The 21,014-nt window shown below is 54.1% G+C and carries 15 protein-coding genes; 5 read left to right on the top strand and 10 right to left on the bottom strand.

The window, feature by feature from the left end:
* Positions 1–28: 28 nt before the first annotated feature.
* The 6 genes from NYE48_RS11695 to NYE48_RS11670 form a co-directional block, all read right to left on the bottom strand.
* Positions 29–1,090 (bottom strand): suppressor of fused domain protein, encoded by a 1,062-nt coding sequence (locus tag NYE48_RS11695; RefSeq protein WP_340998704.1) that lies wholly within the window; start codon positions 1,088–1,090, stop codon positions 29–31.
* A gap of 57 nt (positions 1,091–1,147) precedes the next feature.
* The gene (locus NYE48_RS11690) at positions 1,148–2,395 is read right to left on the bottom strand and encodes an MFS transporter (RefSeq protein WP_340998702.1); all 1,248 of its coding nucleotides are present in this window, start codon (positions 2,393–2,395) and stop codon (positions 1,148–1,150) included.
* Positions 2,396–2,443: 48 nt separating this feature from the next.
* Positions 2,444–3,241 (bottom strand): hypothetical protein, encoded by a 798-nt coding sequence (locus tag NYE48_RS11685; RefSeq protein WP_212947680.1) that lies wholly within the window; start codon positions 3,239–3,241, stop codon positions 2,444–2,446.
* 537 nt (positions 3,242–3,778) lie between these two features.
* A complete protein-coding gene (locus tag NYE48_RS11680; protein WP_036714065.1) occupies positions 3,779–4,420 on the bottom strand; it encodes an RNA ligase family protein in 642 nt (213 codons plus the stop codon).
* A gap of 62 nt (positions 4,421–4,482) precedes the next feature.
* On the bottom strand, positions 4,483–5,442 hold the full coding sequence (locus NYE48_RS11675) for an AAA family ATPase (RefSeq protein WP_340998701.1): 960 nt from the start codon (positions 5,440–5,442) through the stop codon (positions 4,483–4,485).
* Between the two features lie 235 nt (positions 5,443–5,677).
* Positions 5,678–8,221 carry a LamG-like jellyroll fold domain-containing protein gene (locus NYE48_RS11670; RefSeq protein WP_445323973.1) on the bottom strand — a complete coding sequence of 848 codons (2,544 nt, stop codon included), beginning with the start codon at positions 8,219–8,221 and terminating at the stop codon, positions 5,678–5,680.
* Between the two features lie 484 nt (positions 8,222–8,705).
* On the opposite strand from NYE48_RS11670, the gene NYE48_RS11665 reads away from it, so the two are divergent.
* On the top strand, positions 8,706–9,044 hold the full coding sequence (locus tag NYE48_RS11665; RefSeq protein ID WP_445323972.1) for a PadR family transcriptional regulator: 339 nt from the start codon (positions 8,706–8,708) through the stop codon (positions 9,042–9,044).
* A gap of 7 nt (positions 9,045–9,051) precedes the next feature.
* Positions 9,052–9,597 (top strand): DUF2812 domain-containing protein, encoded by a 546-nt coding sequence (locus NYE48_RS11660; RefSeq protein WP_212947683.1) that lies wholly within the window; start codon positions 9,052–9,054, stop codon positions 9,595–9,597.
* 58 nt (positions 9,598–9,655) lie between these two features.
* On the opposite strand, the gene NYE48_RS11655 is transcribed toward NYE48_RS11660, so the two are convergent.
* From NYE48_RS11655 to NYE48_RS11640, 4 genes are all read right to left on the bottom strand, one after another.
* Complete coding sequence (locus NYE48_RS11655; protein ID WP_052147297.1) at positions 9,656–10,276, bottom strand: TetR/AcrR family transcriptional regulator; 621 nt, start codon at positions 10,274–10,276, stop codon at positions 9,656–9,658.
* Between the two features lie 19 nt (positions 10,277–10,295).
* On the bottom strand, positions 10,296–10,913 hold the full coding sequence (locus tag NYE48_RS11650) for a VC0807 family protein (protein WP_036714078.1): 618 nt from the start codon (positions 10,911–10,913) through the stop codon (positions 10,296–10,298).
* Between the two features lie 2 nt (positions 10,914–10,915).
* Complete coding sequence (locus NYE48_RS11645) at positions 10,916–12,301, bottom strand: carotenoid oxygenase family protein (protein WP_036714080.1); 1,386 nt, start codon at positions 12,299–12,301, stop codon at positions 10,916–10,918.
* A gap of 271 nt (positions 12,302–12,572) precedes the next feature.
* Positions 12,573–14,141, bottom strand: coding sequence for a catalase (locus NYE48_RS11640; RefSeq protein ID WP_341000640.1), 1,569 nt, complete (start codon positions 14,139–14,141; stop codon positions 12,573–12,575).
* A gap of 301 nt (positions 14,142–14,442) precedes the next feature.
* Here NYE48_RS11640 and NYE48_RS11635 point away from each other — a divergent pair, with 301 nt between their 5' ends.
* The 3 genes from NYE48_RS11635 (at position 14,443) to NYE48_RS11625 (ending at position 20,933) form a co-directional block, all read left to right on the top strand.
* Positions 14,443–14,892 carry a MarR family winged helix-turn-helix transcriptional regulator gene (locus tag NYE48_RS11635; RefSeq protein WP_445323970.1) on the top strand — a complete coding sequence of 150 codons (450 nt, stop codon included), beginning with the start codon at positions 14,443–14,445 and terminating at the stop codon, positions 14,890–14,892.
* A 263-nt stretch (positions 14,893–15,155) separates the two neighbouring features.
* Entirely contained in the window at positions 15,156–15,548 is a 393-nt protein-coding gene (locus tag NYE48_RS11630) for a VOC family protein (RefSeq protein WP_340998697.1), read from the top strand.
* A gap of 375 nt (positions 15,549–15,923) precedes the next feature.
* The gene (locus NYE48_RS11625; RefSeq protein ID WP_340998696.1) at positions 15,924–20,933 is read left to right on the top strand and encodes a rhamnogalacturonan lyase family protein; all 5,010 of its coding nucleotides are present in this window, start codon (positions 15,924–15,926) and stop codon (positions 20,931–20,933) included.
* Positions 20,934–21,014 lie beyond the last annotated feature (81 nt).

Below are 21,014 nucleotides of genomic sequence, written 5' to 3'. Positions count from 1 at the left end.
GCTTATTTTCCGCTTGCCGGGGACTTCGTCACCCGATCGTCTCCACGACGTTCCCGTCCTGATCCTTAATGTGCGTTTTTAAGATTTGAATCGCGATGTTTTTTAACGCCGGAAGCTCGATCATATTTTCTTTAGGAAGCAAATTCCGGCTAAGCTCCGTCACGGTTTGCTCGTTCAAGGAAATGCGGAGCTCCCCGTCTTCGAACGCGGCGGCCGCTTGTTCCCCCGGTTCAAGCACGACCCTGACTTCAGGCCCCACCAAGGTCAACTCCTTGCCTTTCAAAATCCGGCCGCGCAGCAGCTTGCCGACGATGCCGGCCTGCTTGGCACCGAGGCCGAGAACCGCCGGAGCCGTCCTGAACAGCCCTTTTTTGCCCGGAGTCCAGGACAACTGGTCGACGTACAGGAACCCCGTATTGGACCCATCTTCCTCCATGCCTTTCTCCACCGCTTCCGCAACGGCAGGCATCTTGAGGAGCGACTCGCGCCCCAAATCGGTGATGTACTGCGGCATGTACGGAAGTCCGGCGGCAAGCACCCCCAGCGTGTTCCAGGTTTGCATGGACTCGAGCTCATCTTTCGTGATGCCTACCATCTGAATGAATTCCACACGGCCGTTCGGCGTCTCAATGGCGGGAAGCTCCGGATCGTGCACGAAAGCGAGCGCCGTCAGCAACGTGTCGGAACCGAGGCAAATCGGCCCGTTAGCGTCCAAATAATCCCCTGACCGGAATACGTTGCCGCTTTTAAATACGTATCGTCCCATGTTTTGCAGCAGGTTCAGGGCCCAGGCCGGCGGTTCTTCCTCTTCCGGGCTCCGCGCAAGGCGAAACGTTAATTCGAACCCGTAGCCGCTTAATTCCGCGTCTTCGGTTTCTTTTTCGTACAGCTCCGAAAATCCGTACGTGACAACATGCCAATGAGGAACGGGCGTCTCGCTCTTATAGGCGCTAATGCCGTCCAGAGGATCCTGCCCGCCGAGCATGAACGGAAGGAGCGTTCCATAATGTTTTGGCTCCTGCTCCCCGTAAATGTTCGTCAATTGCTGTTCGATGGCATCCCAGCCGGATGTATTGTTTTCTTCGCTCATAGGTGGTACCCTCCATGTCCTTTTTTGGTTATCGTGCCATTTTCTTTTTAGTTTCGTTTATTGTTCGAGTGTTCGTTCCTTGCGAACGCGATCTCCCCGATGGTGCATCAGCATCAGCAGGACGGAAGCGGCAAACGCCGCCGACACGATCCAAATCGGAATGCGCGGATCCAGCTCGTAAGCCCAACCTCCGATGATGCCTGCCGGGGAAGTCAGCAACAGGATGAGCACCGACAGCATGGAAAAAACTTTGGCCCGTTTTTCGTCGTCGATCGCATTTTGCACGGCCGCCTCCAAATAAGGGGAGCTGATCATCAATCCGACGGCTGCCAAAACGGTGCTTAAACCGATCCATGCCAGGTTGGAAGTCGGCAGAATGACCAGCATGACGTTCGACAGGACGGATAAAGCAAAACCGGCCATCATGGCCCGGTTTGCGGCCTGTTCCGGAATTTTGGGCATGAGCAGCCATAACGTCAGCAGCATGATGACCGACGACACCGCCGGAAACAGGGATATCAGCCCGCTGTCGACATGCAAATAATCGGCCAAATACAGCGATAGATACGTCGTTTTCATCGTCGCTTGGAAATTGAACAAAATATAAATGCCAAAAATGAGCAAAAGCGGTTTGCTGGCAAAAATATCGCGGATCGCCCCGCCGTAATCGATCAGGCTTTCTTTCAGGCCGAGCTCCCGCGTTTCCCGCATCTTGCGCAGGCCGATTTCCGTTTCGCGCGTCGTCAGGTGGCGGCCGACGAACTGAAAGGTCATCATCAGGAACGCCAGCACGTACATGATCCTTACGCCGGGCACAAGCCCAAACCGGTCTACGAGCAAGCCGCCAAGCGGGGCAAACAGTCCGCCGATGACGCTTATAATCTGCAGCAGCGTAAACACGTAGGTTCGATCGGAAGGTTTCGTATCCTCCACGACCAGGCAATAAAACGCGACATGAGGAACGCGCTGAAAGCCGTTGATGATCGCCGCGGCCAGGAAAAACCACACGTTTTGCGATACGGCCCATAAAATGGTCGCCAGGCTCCAGCTCAGCAGATCGAAATACAAAATCGCGGATTTCCGCCCCATTCGGTCGGTCAAGTACCCGCTGATGAAGGAAGAAAACACTTGGACGACGAGACCGATGGTGGTAATCCATCCGATCTTCGTCTCGGAAACGCCAAGGTTATGCATATAAAGCGTTGCATATGTACCAAACATGCTGTAAGGAATAAGAAAAAAGGGCTCGAACGCAAGGCATCCCCTGCTGTTCCCCTGCAAGCGGCTGAACCGTCGGCGCGTCATACATTTCCTCCGAATCTAATGATGGTATCCATTTCTTTCACATGCTGATCAGGGCAATTTTCTTCTGGGCTTCTTCGGCTGCGGCGGCCTCCATGCCACCAGAACGCCCGCTTCTCCCAAAATCCGGTTTACCTCTTCTAGCTGCCCGGCTTCGACTTCCCACATCCACAAATCTTCGCGGACCCGGCTAAATACGCCATGTTTCCGATCAGCCTGAATCCAGTCCCCAAGCGCGATTCCGCCAAGATCGATTTTTAAGTGCTCCGCATTCAACAGATTGCACGGGTATGCCATCCGCAGCATTTTGTCGACATAACGCGCCTGCCCGTTATACAAGCCCGGCGTTTCGCGGTTGAACGCAAAGCCGTTCTCGGTTGTAAACATCGTAGTGAAGTTATATCCCGCCGCATAATAAAAGGCAGCCGTCATGTTTTCGGCCGTATACAGAATGCCGTACGGAAAACGAACCCGCTCGGCGGTTTGCCGCATCCAACCCGTCAGCCTCCCGTAAATCCGGTCGATCCCGATATCGCAAAACGCGGCCATATGCGGAAAACTTCCGAATCCACCCGTTTGGTATTCAAATGCGGCGTTCCAAGGGGCTAAACCTTGCTGGTTGTAGAGCCAGAAGGCGGAAGCTTTCCCTTCGTCAAGCAACGCTTTCAACTTGTCAAAGGATACTTCCTTGATGTCATGGTCTCCTTCATGATCGCCGTTCTCGAGATATTCATAATAACCTGCGCTCGTAATCCGAATGCCCGTCGATTCGAAAAAAGCGCAGCCGATCTCCAGGGCTTCCGACGGACCAATACGGCCCGTATGATAAAAAGCCGCTCCCGTGCACATGAGCCCATCTCCTTTCCAAGAGAGTTGCGATTCTTTGAATTTCCTATGTATGTTGCCGCTTCAATCGAAAGAAACGTTTCGATACTTGGTGCTCTTGGGTAAATGTCGCATTTGTTTGGGTACCCCGTAAGGTTATGAAGCTATGAAACTAAAAAATCAGGAAATCGGAATCCCTATTGATCATTGGAAGATGAATAGAAGGAAGGGGGTTCCATAGCCTGATTATGTTTCAGTATATAACCTTTGCGGTGCCGCAATCAATTTTTACGAAGCTTAACGGCTTTAAACAATGCTTTTGAACTAGAATGTTTAGTATATTTCTCCTAACTTTCGTGCTCCCCGTGCATGTTGACGATAGAGCAAAAAACGCCTTTAGGCGCGGAATGTTGAATCTTGCTTTTACGCGTATGTATTGTACGCCTTGGCTTATGCCTTCGCAGATTGGAAATGCCCAACGGATTACATGATCAACACGCCTTTCGTTTTAGTGATTTGGGACCGGCTAATCCCGTTGCCCGTGAGCTTTTCTACCGATTTTTACGGCGTTTTTTCGGCCAACCGATTGGGTTCCACCGGTTTGCTTAACCAATGTTCGTCGGTTTGCACATGGTTTTTGCGGACGAATTTGGCCACGCTTTGCTGAAAATCCTCGAAGCGAAACGCCGATGCCAGCCTGACCACGTAACCTTCCTGTTCGCCGCCGCAGCGGGAACGCTGCGTAAAGCAGGCTTTGGCCGCTTCTTCGCTCCAAATTCCTCTGTACAATACCGGGACAAGCGACAGGCCGAGCCGGGATGCCCAGTTTTCCGTTTCATCCCAGGACAGGCATTCGTTTTGCCCGTTCCATACCGAAAACAGCATGAAATACGACGGCAGCGACGTATATTCGATCGAGTGCTTGGCATAGACGTTTTCTCCGCACAGCCGGTAGCCTTCCGGAATCAGGTAACGGATGCCTCCATGCAGCGTCTTGACGAAATGCCGCGACGGATGATCCTTGCTGTCCAGGGATCTTGCATGGATGCCATCGGAATACATCGTCGTGTTTTCCCCGTCCATTTTTTCCGTGATCACCACTTCCCGTCCCGCAAAATGATCGGTGGTCCGCAAAATTCTGTCGTCGTCGGTATAGCTTCTTGACCATGGCAAATGCATCGTGCGCGGGTATTTTATTTTCATGTCCTTCACCTCCCGTGATGTGATCACGCCAAGCGGATGCGCTTCAAGATCGCGGCGCACGCTTATTTGGCAAACGTGTCGGCTTCGGCGAAAAAATAAAGCTCTGCCAGCAGGTCCTCGCCGAGCAGGTGGTAAATCCTCGACGCTCCGGCATCGCCGCCATGCAAAATATCCATATGGAAGCTGACCAAATGGACGACATGCAAAACGAATCCTTCGTCATATCCGAGCTCCTGCAGCACATGGGCGGCGATGGCCGCAGATACATGCTCATGCCCGTAATACGAGTAATAGCCGCGGGATGCTTTCCACACTTTGCTGAACGGCTTGCCTATGTCATGGAACAATGCGGCCAACTGCATGGCAAGCAAATGCTCCCCTTCGTAGCAGGCGTTCAAATATTCCAGGACGGCATACGTATGTTCCGACAGCGTCTTGGAATGATGCGGATTTTCCTGGTCGAAGCCAAGCATCGTGCAAAAATGCGGATACGCCGACAAATACGCAAAAAGCGTGCCATGATCCGGCCGGCTGGCCAGCAGCTGCTCCAGCGTCCCGCGCCGAAGTCCCGTTGCCGACGGAAAATGCACCAAATGCAGTTTCTCGAAACCTTCGCCTGCGGCGGGGAATTCGAAACTTTTGGCGTATTTCTCCAATATCCGCTCGCCGACCCGGCGTTTCCTTGCCTGATCGCGCTGCGCGGTCACTTCATGCGGCGTCGTCAGCACATGGCATTCCACCGGCACGTCCCTGAATCGTTTCAAAAATTTCAACCTGCGGTCGCGGCTCACGTTCGTGGCGTCAAAAATGACGTTTCGTCCGGATTCGAGCGCCTTCCCGATCTCCGAATAAGCTTCATCAAAGACCAAGTATGCGTTTTTTTGAATCGTATCGCTGCCGAACAACCTTTCGCGGATGGCGTCCGTCGCAACCACTGCGGCGCGCTGGCGTTTGCTCAATTCTTTCGCGTAATGGCTTTTTCCGCTGCCCGGGAGGCCGACCAGCATATGAATCGTGCTCATCGTTATCACCTCCTTTCGCGCACCTTTTTCCGGTGCTTTCTTTTATACGCGGTCTTCGGCGATTTTGTTTCATGCGGATTCCAAACTTTTCACATGCGCGCTGCCGGAAGACCGGGCCTAAAGCCGTTATGCCCCCCGAAAAAGCAAGCGGGGCGAAGCAGTTTTTCACCTCTGCTTACGCCCCGGTTATGAAAGCCGTCTTGTATCTTATTGAACCGTGTTTCCGTTGTTCACGTTACATCTTCGGCAGCTCGCCGGCCTGTGCAGGCGTCAGGGCCCCGTCATAAATGCGAAGGTCGTCGATCAGCCCTTTGAACGGCGCATCCCACCAGTTGACTCCCAGGCTGAACACCGCATCCCCGCCGCCGAAAATGTCAGGGAAATTCGTTCCTTTAAATTTCTGAACCCCGTTCACGTAAAGCGTTAACGTGCCGCGGTCCACGGAAAATGCCAGATGGGTCCATTCCCCGGCCGGAACCGTCATTCCCGCCGGTCCGTCGTACCAGCTCGCGCTGCCCGACCATACCATCGTGTTGTCCTTCACCGGACCGCGCGGCACCAGGCTTACCCAATGCTCGCTGTCTTTGGCGCCGAAGAAGGTCGGGGTATACGTCGTCAGCTCCTCCGGTTTCACCCAGAGGGAGACGGAATACGTGTTGCTTGCAATGAGCCCTTTCGGCAGCCGGATTCCGGATTTGCCGTCAAAACGCGCCGCTTGACCGTTTTTGCCTTCGGCAAACGTGATGCTGCCTCCGGTCTTGTCGATCCGGTCCCCGGAAACGGCGCCCGCTTCAAAGCGTCCGGCTTCTTCGGACAGGTTTCCGTCAAACCCGTAACGGGCGCTTAGCTCCGCCTTGACGTACGGAAGGACGGTAACGTCAAAACGCTTCGTCAGCTTCTCTTTCCCGCGCGCGATCGTTGCGGTTAGAACCGCCGAAACCGCGGAGCCCTCTTCCGGACGGTGCACTTCCCCTTTGGAGGACATGACGGACGGGTCGGAGCTCTCCCAGGAAATGGCCGTATGCCGCGTACCTTCGGCAGGCAGGGCCAAATCGGAAACGACCTTCGACGTATCCCCGAGGTTCAAATCTTGATAAACGGCCTGGATGATTTGTTTGTCGGTTTGTTCTTCCAGTTTGCTTCCCCATACGGCTACGCCTTCGCTTGAGGTTGCCGTAAACGTCATGACCCGGCGTTCGGACACCGGATCCCATTCCCCGACGAATACGCCCGTATAGGTCTGGCCGCCAATCGTAAGCTCGGCCGCGTTATGCCCCGTCTTTTTCCATGTGCCGGTTGCGTCGCCGGAGACGGTATTGTTTTTCTCCAGCTTGATATATTTCGCCCGCTCAATCGCCGGGTTCGTTTCTTTGCCGTGGTTGATGAATTTGTATTCGCCGATCAGCTCCTGACGGTCAACCTTCTCCAAGGATTCGCCCGTATACCGGTATGGAGCGACGACCGGCCAGCCGTCCGCATTCATGAACATCTGATGCACCCGCAGCTCATGCGCCTCGCCCATGTTCGGGAAACGGGTGTGGAATACCAGAAAGCGCTTGCCGGTTTTTTCGTCGATCATGACGGAGTTGTGTCCGGGAGAAACGTACCCCACGCCGATGCCCGTCCCCGGGTCGCCTATGTCGCGCTGGAACAGGTAGTTCCCCATCAGTTTGTTCCCGTACAGCGCGTTGTCGGTGTCGCCCGGCAGAACGGCGCTTTGTCCGCCGGCATCCACGTAAGGTCCGTCGGGATTTTTCGAACGGAATACGCGCATGTTGTACCCGCCATCGGCGCCCAGCCATCCGTAGGTCATATACAGGTAATAGTATCCGGTCTCCTTGTCGTAAATGACGTAAGGTCCTTCGCCGGATTTGCCGAATCCGCCGGCGATTTTCGTTCCGAAATACCGGTCGACGAGGCGTCCGTCAGCCGTTTTGCCGTCTTTTCCCGGATACATCGCTTTGCCGGTTTTCTCGTCGATCTCCAGCACGAAGATGCCGCCGGACCACGAGCCGTAACTCATCCAAAGCTTGCCGTCCTTGTCGCGGAACAGGTTCGGATCGATCGCGTTCGGATAGGTGCCGTTGGCGTAAGATCCGTCCGGGTTAAACCAGTGTTCGCTGGCTCCGGACAACGTACCGCCTTCGATCAGCTTTTGGATGTTCGTATTCGTCCATTTTTTGTTGACCTGGCTGTCTTTGTCCTTGGCATCGTTCCGGGTGAATCCGGAGTAGACGAGGGTGCCTGCATCTGTGTACGGGCCTTCGATGTTTTGCGACACTGCAAAACCGATCGCGGACCGGATATACGTCGAGGACGTGCAGTAATAGAGCATGTAAGCGCCTTTGGAGCCGTCGGTGTTGATGTAGTTTTCGTTCCAGAACACTTCGGGCGCCCAGACCGCAAATCCCCCTTTGCTGTCCGAATCGTTTTCTCCCGCCCAGGCGAACGCTTCCGCGAGATTTTTGGACAGATCCCCGTACAGCGCATTCCCCGGCGTCGTGTAGCCGTTCGTAAAGCGGGTCCAGTTCTGCAAATCCTTCGATTTGGCCGCCTCGATGTGCGAACCGAATACATAATAGGTGTCCCCGTCCTTCACGATCGATGGGTCGTGCACGGATACGTTCGTAAACACGGGTTTGCTTCCTCCCTGGTTTTCCGGTTTCCCCGCTTTGCCGCTGCCGGCGGCAGCTCCTGCCCCATTTTGTCCAAACGCCGGCCCCGTTAACGATGCAAACAGCATCAACGCGGCGAGCGCCGATACGCTCTTTCTTTTCATTTATGCCTCTCCTCTCTTGTCCTTGCGTAACTGAACGATTCCTTTCTGCCCCGCATTTCCTTTATGTACCCCGGCTGTATCCCCTTTCTTGCATCCCTTTGAATAATGAAACGCTTACAACTAAAGTTGTATTTTATTTGAAACTAATTAAAACATTTTAGATAATAGTATATTAAATCAATTTAAAATTCAATACTGTAGCAAATATCTTTTTACGACCTTTGGTTAGAAATCAAGCTACTATAAGCCGAAAAAGAATAAAATTCATGATCTCCTTGGCATATATTTTTGCACGCCCAAAATGACGTTCGTTTTTCATTTAACAAATAACTAAAACAAAAAAATGGAAGATGTCGCATCACCCCGTTTAAGAAGGACCAACACATCACATACCGCAGATTTTATATTGACATTCGATATAACCGATCTTAATATATCGTTAGATGATATATCGAAACTCATTATATTTCGGAGGAAAACACCGTTGAAATCACCTCAACAGATGCTGCCGCTGACCGAAGCTTTTTATTATATATTGGTTGCCTTGTACAAAGAGCCCGCTCATGGTTACGGGATCATGCAGGATACGGAAAAAATGAGCGGCGGCAGAGTGAAAATCGGCGCGGGAACGCTGTACACAGCGCTGAATACGTTGCTGAAAAAAGGACTGATCGATCATTATCCTATGCCTGAAGGCTCGGACCCCCGGCGTAAAATGTACCAAATTACACCTGACGGAAAAAACGTTGTCGCTGCGGAAATCGTTCGGCTGAAGGAGCTTCTGGCGGCAGGCGAACAGGCAGTAAATGAAACGAAGGAGTGACGAATGCATGGGTGAGCATTTGGAGAAAAGATTCCGCTTCACGACAAGCTGGAACTATGAGAAAGAAGAAGAATGGTTAAATGAATTGTCCGCTCAGGGGCTCCACCTTAAGAAAGCGGGGACATTCCATAGCTTATTCACGCGCAATCCTTCGGTACGGTACACCTACCGTTTGGATTATCAGCCCGGACTCGGGACGGAACGCCTGCAGGAATACAAGGATTTGTATGAAGACGCCGGATGGGAATATGTATCTTCTTACAAAGGCGCGTGGCATTATTTCCGCACGGAATGGGAATCGGGTGACCTCCCGAAGCTGTATACGGATACCGAATCTTTGACCGAGCATTACAAAAAAATTCAGCGCGTCATCGGAATATTGATGCTTACGAATGTCATCATTTTCTCAACCAATATGGTCAATGTATTGAACCATTACAGCGGGGTGTGGGGAATCATCCTTCCTGTAGCCTGCATTTACGTGCTTTTATTCGGTTTGTTGGGGTACGGTTATGTGAAAACAGGGAAAAAGATCAAAAAAATAACCTCCTAACGACTATCGGCGCCGCGTTTTTGCAAAATTCTTGTAAAGCAAAAAAACGAATGAAACACTAGGCTTCATCCGTTTTAGCATCATCATGCGTGAGCGCGCTCATCAAAAACTTGTATACTTCCGCTTCGTCGATATGGTCGTCCGCGCCGATAATGCGCTGAATCTGCAGTCCATTCTTGAACAACGCCAACATGCGTGAAGCCTTTCTCGCATCGATCGTGGCAGGAATGCCTCCATGCTGTTGCCCGACCTCGATCCATTTCGTGGAAGACTCGATGGAAGCTTCGTAATGCCGTTTCAAAATATCCGCCACGGCGGGTTTATCTTTGTTGCTCAGCAAATACATGAAGATCAGGGTGGTTGCGTTGTCGGCCGCCCCGACCCTCCCGATCCGCTGCGACAGCGCGTTCATCGGGCCTTGAAGCCCTTCGTCGCCGCCCGGGGATTTTTCGACGGATTCATAAAAACGCTGGTTCGTTTTTTCCAATCCCGCCTCCAAAATCATGCCGAAAAGCTCATCTTTGCTTTTGACGTAGTGATAGATCGCTCCTTTGGTCAATCCGGCCCGGTCCGCGATATCCTGAAGCGTCGTCGCCCGGCACCCCTTTTCCAATATCATCTCTTCCGCAGTGTCTAGCAGCAGTTTTAAGCTTTCATTCATTGGTTTGTCTATGGACATGATATGGTTAACCTCCCTATTACGGTGTCACGCCGGTATTGCGCGCAGCCTGTTTTTTTATTTTTCTGACATAGGCGATATTCCACCAAATCGCCAACGCGATGATGCCATAAGTGAAAAAAGGCGAAATCGCAAGGAAAGCCGGCACCGACAAACTGTAAACAAGCACCACTTTGACGCCTGCCTCCAGCAGCAAGCAAACGCCCCAGACTCCGGTCATCAAACGGAACCTGCGCCGATAAACCGGAGATTGGTTCCACTTCTGCTCCATGTTCGGATCATGCCCCGTAAATCTGTCGGCAAAATAATAAATGAGCGGCCGGGCAAAACAGAGCGAACCTAAAAACAAAATCCCCATGATCCCGGTCACATAGGATTCGCGCAGCAGGATGAAACGTTCGTCGCCGCCAACGAGAACGGCAATGCCCCCAAGAATAAGGCCCAAAAAGATAAAGCTGGAGAATGCATCCACTTTGCGCGACTTGATCAGGCTGTAAACGGAATCGAAAAGCGGAACGACGGAAGCGACGGACAAAGCGACAATGCTGCTAGTATGCGGGATAAGCATGGTGTAAATCAAGTAAGGCAGCACGATATTCAAAACCAGAGTAACGATGATGGCTCGACGAGTTTTCATAGTTATCCCCCTTCCTCTTCATTAAATAATTCATTCGTGTACAAACCGTGAAACCCATACGGAATATGATGCGGGACGACTGCCCTGCCAAGCTCTTCAAACGTAACCGCATCAAGCGCAAGCAGGTAGGAGCTTCCGCCATCGCCGTCCAATACGACGGACAAAATGACGCCATCGTCTTCGCTTGAAGCATGGGGCGTGGCCACAAACACGGGCTCCCCCGGATAATGACCTTCCTGAAACCAGGTTTTTGCCGTTCCGAAGTGCGTATCCACCTTGACCAACTGATTCTCTATGCTTTCGGGACGATTCCGGTTGGTGCTGGTACCATAGGCGTATCGGTATTCCGCTGCGTTCGACCAGCGATAATGAATCCCTGGAAATTCCATCGTTTCCTCGGATAAGCGTTCAACGGCCGCCACGGTTTTCCCGGGCGACAATCTGAACCGCAGCATCGCCGGCTGATTGGAGGGGTTATACGCCGATTCGCTCAAATGCCCGGGATTGATCGAGCCCATGGAGATTTTTTTCATCGCACACGCATCAATAAAAATGTCGCCTTGCTTTTCGTATGCATTGATCAGATGGAACGAAAAGCAAGAATCGCTTTCGAAAACACGTTCAAGCTTGCCGCTGTTCTTGCCGACCACGAGAAAACGGGTTCCTCTTTCAGGCATCCAGTGCATGCTGTCCGCGATCGATTTCTCGCCTTGCATCAATTCGAGTGGATTGAAGATCAGCGGAAATTCCACGAGGACGATATAGTTTTCCGTCATGGCAAAACTGTGCATATACGCAGGCGCTGTCGTCTCCACCGTGCCGATCAGCTTGCGGCGGCGGGTCCCATCAGGCATCCCGTACACATGGTAGGAACAAGTTCGGCCGAACTGGACCGTGAAATTAAACAAGCTTTTGCGGCGAAAATCGTAATGAGGATGAGCCGTTGTGTAATGTGCGGGCAGGTCGTCCTCGTAAGGGAGAACGCCGATCGTTCCCAGTGAGCAAGGATCGAAGGCGACGATGTCGGGCGATTCGGTCAGGGCTGCAAAGTGATGGTCAATCCGGGTGACGCTGACATTGGCGTTATAGCCTTTGGCCCCGGAAGACGAAGGGGAGGCGAATCCCGATAACGTCTGCCCGTTTGTCATGGCCCGATCGTAGGCCGGCGTACGCAGAAAACGATTCGAGTACGTCACGCAGCCGTGGTCAATCGCAAATTTATGAATCATTGCGAGTCCATCGAACAGATGGCTTTCCATAAACTTGGCCGGTCCGTTCCGGAATAAAGTTCCCGACAGCCATTCCGGGAAGATCCCTTGAATATGAAGCGGCTCCCGTTCAAGCTCTTGTTTCAAATCGGTAAACAGCCATTTCGATCCGTTGCTCAACCTGGATCATCCTCTCCCATTGATTTTTAAACGTCATACTTGTTTGCTGATCGTAATTATTCGGCAAAAGCTTCAACATACCTTCGGTAGGTATCTCAAATTTTACATACCTACCGAAGGTATGTCAACAGGTTTTGGAAATTTTTTTTGCAATCCGCATTTGGATCGCTTCAAAAAAACAAGCTAACCAGGCGCGGGGATTCCGGGGGAACGTTTGCGCTGGTTAGCTTCAGTTTTGCTGCCGTTCTATTTTTCGTTCACGTCAAATTGCTTAATAGGAATCACTCTCGTGGCCTTTACGCTCCGCTTCCTTCACCGCCTCGTGTGTTCCGGTCGCCCCAAGCGGGCCGTGATCCTTGCTGGCTCCATGCTGCTTGAGACCTTCGGCGACGCGGCGGCCGTAATCCGGATCGCATTTGGTCAAATGCTCGATCATTTTGTTCTGGATGACCGGTCTGCAGGAGGCCAGCCCGTTCACGAGGTTGCTGATCAGCTCGTCCTTTTCGAAGTCGCTGAACGCCCGGTACGTTTCTCCCGCCTGCTTGTAATCGTTCGTCCGGTCGATGGTCTCGCGCACCAGCTTGCCTTCCACATGCGGCGTGTATTCGGCGCTGGTTCGTGATGCTTCCTGCAGCCCGTTTAACGAAGAAGGCTCGTAATTGATATGCGGGTTTTGGCCGGGAGCCAGGTCCACGTGATACGTCATCTGCCCGTCGCGCTGGTTGGTCGCCACCCGCTTTTTCGGCGCGTTGATCGGCAGCTGCAAATAGTTTGCGCCGACGCGGTAACGTTGGGTGTCCGAATAAGATAACGTGCGGCCTTGGAGCATTTTGTCATCGGAAAAATCCAGCCCGTCCACGAGAACGCCGGTTCCGAACGCCGCTTGCTCGACCTCCGCAAAATAATTCTCCGGATTTTTGTTCAGCACCATCCGTCCGACCGGAAGCCACGGAATTTGCTCTTTCGGCCACAGCTTCGTATCGTCCAGCGGATCAAAATCCAGTTCCGGGTGCTCATCGTCGCTCAAAATCTGCACGAACAGCTCCCATTCCGGATAGTCGCCGCGCTCGATCGCTTCGTACAAATCCTGCGTGGCATGGTTGAAGTTTTTCGCCTGAATCGCTTCGGCTTCCTTCTGGGTCAAATTTTTGATGCCCTGCTTCGGCTCCCAATGGTATTTGACGAGCACCGCTTCCCCTTTGTCGTTCACCCATTTGTAGGTGTTCACGCCGGAGCCCTGCATTTGCCGGTAATTCGCCGGGATTCCCCACGGGGAGTAGACAAACGTCACCATATGCATCGTTTCCGGCGAGTTCGAGCAAAAATCGAAAAAACGCTCGTTATCCTGAATGTTCGTCACCGGATCGGGTTTGAAGGCGTGGATCATATCGGGGAATTTGATGGCGTCGCGGATGAAAAAGATTTTCAAATTGTTGCCCACCAGGTCCCAGTTCCCGTCTTCCGTATAAAATTTGACCGCAAACCCCCGCGGGTCGCGCAGCGTTTCCGGGGAATGCCCGCCGTGAATCACCGTGGAAAACCGGACAAAAACGGGGGTTCTTTTGCCTTCGCCCTGAAACAATTTGGCCCGGGTATATTTCGAAACCGGCTCGTCGCCCACTTTCCCGTAGGATTCGAAATATCCGTGCGCACCCGCGCCGCGGGCATGCACCACCCGTTCCGGCACGCGTTCCCGGTCGAAATGGGTGATTTTTTCGATGAATTGGTAATTTTCCAGCGTCGCAGGCCCGCGGTTGCCCACGGTCCGGATGCTTTGATTGTTGGTAACCGGATGGCCCTGACGCGTAGTCAGCGTCATGTCGTCTTCCCCAGTGCCCATCCGCCGGTCCAGCGCATCGCCCGTGCCCGTGACCGAAGTTCCGTGTTCTGATGGTTTTTGTTCGTTCGCCATTAGGTCGTCGCCCTCCATAAAAGCAAAATTTTGCCTTGTATACTCTCGTCTCAAGGTAGATTTGCCCAAGGGATTTCTTTTTATACTGATGGAATGCCGTCTCCCCTTTCTCCTCCAAGTTTATGAAGTCTGTGGGGCTTCGGCCGGCCTTGGAATTTGCTTATTGACAAATGAGGATCTGCATCGTTATGATCTAGTTAGAATTCTAACTAGTTTGGGGTGCATGAACGTGTCGGAGCGAAAATCCGAGTGGAAATGGCAGAACGGTCCCATCGGGCGGTTGATGAAGATGGGGTACATTACGCTTCGCAAGGACGTCGAGGAAATGTTGAAACCCTTGGGGCTGACGCATACGCAGTGGAGCGCGCTGCGCATCATCCGGCAATTTCCGGGCATCACTTCCTCCCAAATCGAGCCGATCCTGATGATCGAACGTCCCAGCGTGACGAGCCTGATGAACGGCCTGGAGAAAAAAGGGCTCATCGTGCGCAAGGATCACCCGGAAGACGGCCGGTTCAAGCTGATCTACCTGACCGACGAAGGCGTGCGGACGGCCGATGAAACGGAGCGGTTTGCCGCGGACGTCGAAAACAAGGTCAAGGCTGGCCTTACGCCCGAGGAGTTCGACTCGTTAAAGAAGCTGTTGGTCAAAATGGTCGGAATATTCGAGAAGCGGTAAATCCGCTTTTTCGCCCTAGTAGTTAGAATTCTAATTACATGCATGAACATGATCGGCCATCGTTTCTTCGAAACCAGACACGCAGGAACGACAGCCGCCTTGGCTTGGTTTCCATCATGTCGCCCCGGCAACTCCCGATTGGGATGCTATGCAGCAGCAAGGCATCGTCATGACGGACATTTACGAGCAAGGAGCCCTCCGTAATTTTATATTCGTCGATCAGAACGGCATACAAATTGAAGCCGCGTGGGAGGTACAATAACATGCGTTTAAACCATTTGAATCTATGCGTCGGCGACCTGTCCGAAGCCAAAGATCTATTTCAAAGCCTGTTTGATTTCGAAGTAGAGCAGCAAAAAGGTGACGCCATGCTGGTCATGAACGACCGCTGCGGCTTCACGCTCGTCTTAAGCAACCCGAAAGCATTTGGAGGCGAGGCGCCGGCCTACCCGGAAGGATTCCACCTGGGATTCATCGTCGACACGCCCGAAGAAGTGGACCGTTTCTGCGACCGGTTGGCCGCTTCTCGCTGGCATGACGGGACCCTGCCGCAGCCGCGCAATATCCGGGGCGGGTATACGCTGTATTTTACGGCCTTGGGAGGAGTCATGTTCGAGGTGACCTGTTTTGAGCGGAAGCAAGGCCTGGAGAAGTAACATCTTTGGGGAAGGTTCACTATTCTGTTGTACGGCCGAGCGGCCGGCGTTGAAAGCGGGGAAGGCCGTAGCGGGATCGAGCAAGATGCCCGAAAGCGGTCTTCTTTTTGTTGGTTTTTGTTTTTCCTAAGAAGATGGAATGTCTGATTTTTAACGAAAATGGACGGTTTTTTGCATGTGAATCCGGCGGCGAACGTCCTATCATGTGATTGGGATTCGCTTTTGCCAATTTTTGCATGGGGGGGATGTCCGGTCCGGAATACGTGACGTTTGGGTTTTGTTGATGCGCCGTGGAACCGCATTTTGTTTTGCAAACGCTTTCCATGGATATCGTGCTGTCGCAAACTCTAGTAAGAAAGAGGGTATGACCGTAATATGCGAACTTTGTTTTTCAAGCGTCCTTTTTTGACGCTCCTAAGCACCGCCTTGATCCTCGCCCCTATGCTTCCTTCGGGCACCGGGCGCGCCCATGCGGAAGAACCAAGCCCGCAGCACGTGCCGGAAGCGACCGTCACTAATTCCGTCTACGGTCCCTCCTCCCCTCCCCCGCTTGCCGGCGATGGCGAGTGGCGCTTTGACTTCGGTCCCGGGGCTGTCGCGGACGGATACATACCAGTTCAGGCATCCACGGCTTACTCCGCGGAGCTCAAATACGGCTTTGCAGAACCGGCCAAAGTTTCCGGCGCCGACAGGGGAACCCCGGATCCGGTCCGATCCGATTTTGCGATGCCGCAGGACACGTCGTTTCTCGTGGATTTGCCGAGCGGCGATTATACGGTGTCGCTGATCGCCGGGGACGAAGTTGAATCGACGGATATTGCAATCAAGGCCGAACTCATGCAAAAAGTGCAGCAGACCACGAAGCCTGCCGGCCAATATTTGGAAATGAATTTCGAGATCGCGCTTGTGGACGGCCGGTTGAATCTGGAGTTTTCGGGGTCAGCCCCGAAAATCAACGCCCTCGTGATCCGCAAGTTGCCCGACCGGCAGCCGGACGGCGTGCCGACCGCATACATCGCCAGCGACTCCACGGCTCAAACCTATGATCCGTATTGGGATCCTCAAGCGGGATGGGGGCAAATGATCGACCGATATTTCACGGGGGATGTCCGCTTTGATAACCGGGCCATCGGCGGCCGCAGCTCCAAAACGTTTATTACGGAGGGGCGGCTTGACGACATTTTGCGGAGCATCGTCCCCGGAGACTATTTGCTGATCCAATTCGGGCACAACGACGCGACGATCAGCCGCCCGGACCGTTACGCGTCTCCGGAGGATTACAAGGGGTATTTAAAAACCTACGTGCTTGGCACGAGGGAACGCGGCGCAACGCCGATCCTGATCACGCCGGTCGGCCGCAGGGATTTTAACGCCGATACGGGCAAATTCAACGTCAGCTTTCCGGAATACGTGCAGGCGATGAAGGAAGTCGCGCAAGAGCTCGACGTCAAGCTGGTCGATCTCAGCTCGCTCAGCGTCGCCTATTACGATTCCATCGGTCCGGAAGCCGCCAAATCGGTGTTCCTGTTCGCCGAACCGGGCGTGTACCAGGCGTTCCCGAACGGCGTGACGGACAATACCCATTTTCAGAAATACGGCGCCATCCAAATCGCCCGGCTTGTTGCAGCGGGCGTGAAGGAGCTGGGTTTGCCTCTGTCCGGGTACGTCAAAGAGACCGACATGCCGGAAACCGTTCCCGCCAAACCGGAAGGGCTGACGGCTGGGAGCATCAGCAATGCCGGGGCCGTGCTCAAATGGAATCCGGTGGACGCGGCGGAAATGTATAAAGTCTACCGCAAACTCGCATCCGAGCCGGAAACGTCCTACGCCATGATCGGCACGACGACGGTTCCGACGATGACGATCGGAGGCATGGCGGAAAGCGCGGCATACACCATCCGCGTAACGGCCGTCAACGGACGCGGCGAATCACCGGCCTCGGACGAAGTGCGGATCGGGACGAAATCGGCCGAATACCGGTTTGATTTCGGACCTGTCGGCTCCCCGGTCGCCGAAGGTTATACCGAGGTCAACCGCAACGTTTTGTATACTCCGGAACGCGGATACGGATTGACTTCAAGCGCCGGCATGGCCGACCGCGACCGCGGCAGCGTGACGGATGCCCTCCGGAGGGATTTTGTCATTTATTTCGGCGGCAGCTACGAATTCAAAGTCGATCTCCCGAACGGCTCCTACGCCGTCAAAACCTATACCGGGGATTGGATCGGGTCAACGAAAACGAACGTGAACATCGAGGGCAAAGACTACGGTACGGTCTCCTCCGGGAAAGAAAACATCGCCGAAAAAGTGTTTAACCAAATCGCGGTGACCGACGGCCAGATGAATCTCGTTTTCAGCGGCCAAACCGCCCATTTGAACGGGCTGGAGATTACCCCGATCCTGCTTGCGCCCGCGTCGTTGAAGGCCGACGAAGTCGATCTGGCAAACGATCCGGTGAAGGTAAAGCTGTCTTGGCAGGCCTCGGAAGATGCAGCCAAATACCGCATTTACCGGCAGACGGAGGGTTCCGCGTCTCCCGCGCTGATCGGCGAAACGTCTGATACGGCTTTTGCCGACGCGACGGCCGATGTCGGGCAAACGTATGTTTACACAGTCACTTCCGTTGACGGCGCGGGCTTCGAATCCGTTCCGTCCGCCACGCTAAAGGTCGCGACGATCGACCCGGACGTGCCGACGGCAGCCCCGCCGAAAGGGCTGAAAGTCGAAGCCATTCATAAAAACGACGTCACGCTTGTCTGGACGAAAGTAGACGGCGCCCGGTTGTACAACGTGTACCGTGCCGACAAAGCCGACGGCGCATACGCTTTTGTCGGCCAGACCAAAACGAACGCCTACACGGACGCAACCGTGCTGACCACCATTCCCTATTATTATCAGGTGGCGTCGGTCAACGCGGGCGGCATCTCGCCGATGTCGGAACCGCTAAAAACGGAGGCCGTGACGACGTTGTACCGGGACATGGAATATTTGGATCGCGCCCCTGTTGCGGTGCGCACCGAACAAGGAAACTACATCGGCTGGCGGATGCTTGGGCTGGATCCGGACGGCATCGCCTTTAACGTCTACCGGGACGGCGTGAAGCTGAACAAACAGCCGATCAAAGACCGCACGAATATGATCGATGCCAAAGGCAAAGCGGACTCGGTTTACAAGCTGACGACGGTCATCCAAGGCAAGGAACAGGCTGCGAGTGCCGAATTCGGCGTATGGCAGCAGCAATACCTTTCGGTTCCGCTGCAAAAGCCGGCCGACGCTTATACGAAAGACGGCCAGCCGTACACGTATGCGGCCGGCGACGCCAGCGTCGGCGACCTCGACGGGGACGGCGCCTACGAAATCGTAATGTTATGGTCGCCGTCCAATGCGAAGGACAATTCGCAGAGCGGTTATACCGGTATCGTTTACATGGATGCATATAAACTGGACGGCACGCGGCTGTGGAGAATCAATCTCGGGCCGAACATCCGCGCGGGAGCGCATTATTCCCCGTTTCTCGTCTATGATCTGGACGGCGACGGGAAAGCCGAAGTGGCGCTGAAAACCGCCGACGGCACGGTGGACGGCCAAGGCAAGGTCATCGGAGAACCGAAAGCGGATCACCGGAACAGCTCCGGATACGTGCTGCTCGGCGATGAATTTTTGACGGTGTTTGACGGGCCGACGGGCAAAGCGCTTTCGACGATCCCGTACGATCCGCCCCGGGGAGACGTCGGATCTTGGGGCGACGCGTACGGAAACCGCGTCGACCGCTTCTTGGCCGGCGTCGCCTATTTGGACGGCGAGCATCCGAGCGTCATTTTCAGCCGCGGTTATTATACGCGCACCGTCCTGGCCGCCTACCGCTTCCAGAACGGCAATCTGACGCAGCAATGGCGGTTCGACACCAACGACAAAGGCAACGAAAGCTATGTCGGGCAAGGCAATCATAATCTGTCGATCGGAGACGTCGATCAAGACGGCAAGGATGAGGTGCTCTTCGGCGCCCTTGCAATCGACGATAACGGGAAACCGTTGTACAGCACCCGGCTGGGACACGGCGATGCGATGCATTTCGGCGATCTCGATCCGGAACGTCCGGGACTTGAGGTGTTTGGCGTACATGAACATAAGGACTCGAAATACGGGTTGGAAATGCATGATGCCGCTACCGGGGAAATCCTTTGGGGCGTGTATACCGGCCTAGACACGGGCCGGGGTCTGACGGCGGATATCGATCCCCGTTATCCGGGCGAGGAAGCTTGGGCTTCCACCATCACGAAAGAACAGCATGTTCCGATTTCGGGGCTCTACAGCGCCAGAGGTGAACTCATCGGCGAAACCCTTCCTTCTTCCGCGAATTTCGCGATCTGGTGGGACGGCGACCTGCTGCGCGAACTGCTGAACCACGATTGGAAAAGCGAGCTTGGCGCCGGTCCGGGAACGATCGACAAATGGGATTACGAGAACAAAAAAACGGTCAATCTCCTGACGGCGGAAGGCACGCTCTCCAACAATTTCACGAAAGGCAATCCGATGATCCAGGCCGACCTGTTCGGCGATTGGCGCGAAGAAGCCGTTTGGCGCCCCGCCGACAGCACCGAGCTGCGGATTTACACGACGGTCGATCCGACGGAACACCGTCTGCGCACGTTGATGCACGATCCGGTGTACCGGCTTGGCGTGGCCTGGCAGAACGTCGGCTATAACCAGCCGCCCCATCCAAGCTTTTACCTCGGAGCGGGCATGAAGGAGCCTGCGGCGCCGCTGATTCGCTACGTCGGCGGGCCGGAAGATCCTGCGAAGGCGGAAGGCCTGCCCGGCAAGCCGGTCCTGTCCGACGATAACGGTTATGATACCGGCCTTCTGGACGGCGACTACACGATCACCATGAACATGTGGTGGGGCAACAACGGCACGGAATATAAGCTGTACGAAAACGGAAAGCTGATCGACTCGCAAAAGCTGACGGACGAATCCCCTGCCGCCCAGGCGGCGTCAACGCCGGTTTCGGGACGTGCGGACGGCATCTATCAATATACCTGCGAGCTCACGAACGCCTTCGGAACGACCGTTTGCGAACCGCATACGGTAACCGTCAAGCATGCCGCCCCGGGCAAGCCGGTGCTGTCGGATGACAATTGGGACGGCGACGGCAGCTATCAGCTGACGATGAATCTTTGGTGGGGCACCAACGGGAACGTTTACCGCCTATACGAAAACGGCGTCCTCATCGACACCCGGACGCTGACGGCCGCCACGCCGCGGGCGCAGACCGCCGTTACCAGGGTCGAAGGACGGACTCCGGGCGTGTACGAATACCAGGTCGAGCTGGAGAACGGCAGCGGAGTCACCAAAAGCGATATTCTAAAAGTGACCGTCAAATAGGAAGGTGAAGCGGTTCTTCATAAAACTAAGGACCCGATCAAAAAACAGGGCTGCAGCCGGATGTCCGGCTGCAGCCTCTTT

This window comes from Paenibacillus sp. FSL M7-1455, assembly GCF_038004655.1.
Classification (GTDB): Bacteria; Bacillota; Bacilli; order Paenibacillales; family Paenibacillaceae; genus Paenibacillus_AQ; species Paenibacillus_AQ cookii.
This window is presented reverse-complemented; position numbering and strand designations above follow the sequence as displayed.

What these genes read in the sequence shown, in the direction of transcription:
- NYE48_RS11625 (WP_340998696.1), top strand. Translation starts at nt 15,924, where the DNA reads ATGCGAACTTTGTTTTTCAAGCGTCCTTTTTTGACGCTCCTAAGCACC.
- NYE48_RS11680 (WP_036714065.1), bottom strand. Translation starts at nt 4,420, where the DNA reads ATGAAAATAAAATACCCGCGCACGATGCATTTGCCATGGTCAAGAAGC.
- NYE48_RS11675 (WP_340998701.1), bottom strand. Translation starts at nt 5,442, where the DNA reads ATGAGCACGATTCATATGCTGGTCGGCCTCCCGGGCAGCGGAAAAAGC.
- NYE48_RS11640 (WP_341000640.1), bottom strand. Translation starts at nt 14,141, where the DNA reads ATGGGCACTGGGGAAGACGACATGACGCTGACTACGCGTCAGGGCCAT.
- NYE48_RS11685 (WP_212947680.1), bottom strand. Translation starts at nt 3,241, where the DNA reads ATGTGCACGGGAGCGGCTTTTTATCATACGGGCCGTATTGGTCCGTCG.
- NYE48_RS11650 (WP_036714078.1), bottom strand. Translation starts at nt 10,913, where the DNA reads ATGAAAACTCGTCGAGCCATCATCGTTACTCTGGTTTTGAATATCGTG.
- NYE48_RS11690 (WP_340998702.1), bottom strand. Translation starts at nt 2,395, where the DNA reads ATGACGCGCCGACGGTTCAGCCGCTTGCAGGGGAACAGCAGGGGATGC.
- NYE48_RS11655 (WP_052147297.1), bottom strand. Translation starts at nt 10,276, where the DNA reads ATGTCCATAGACAAACCAATGAATGAAAGCTTAAAACTGCTGCTAGAC.
- NYE48_RS11630 (WP_340998697.1), top strand. Translation starts at nt 15,156, where the DNA reads ATGCGTTTAAACCATTTGAATCTATGCGTCGGCGACCTGTCCGAAGCC.
- NYE48_RS11670 (WP_445323973.1), bottom strand. Translation starts at nt 8,221, where the DNA reads ATGAAAAGAAAGAGCGTATCGGCGCTCGCCGCGTTGATGCTGTTTGCA.
- NYE48_RS11695 (WP_340998704.1), bottom strand. Translation starts at nt 1,090, where the DNA reads ATGAGCGAAGAAAACAATACATCCGGCTGGGATGCCATCGAACAGCAA.
- NYE48_RS11660 (WP_212947683.1), top strand. Translation starts at nt 9,052, where the DNA reads ATGGGTGAGCATTTGGAGAAAAGATTCCGCTTCACGACAAGCTGGAAC.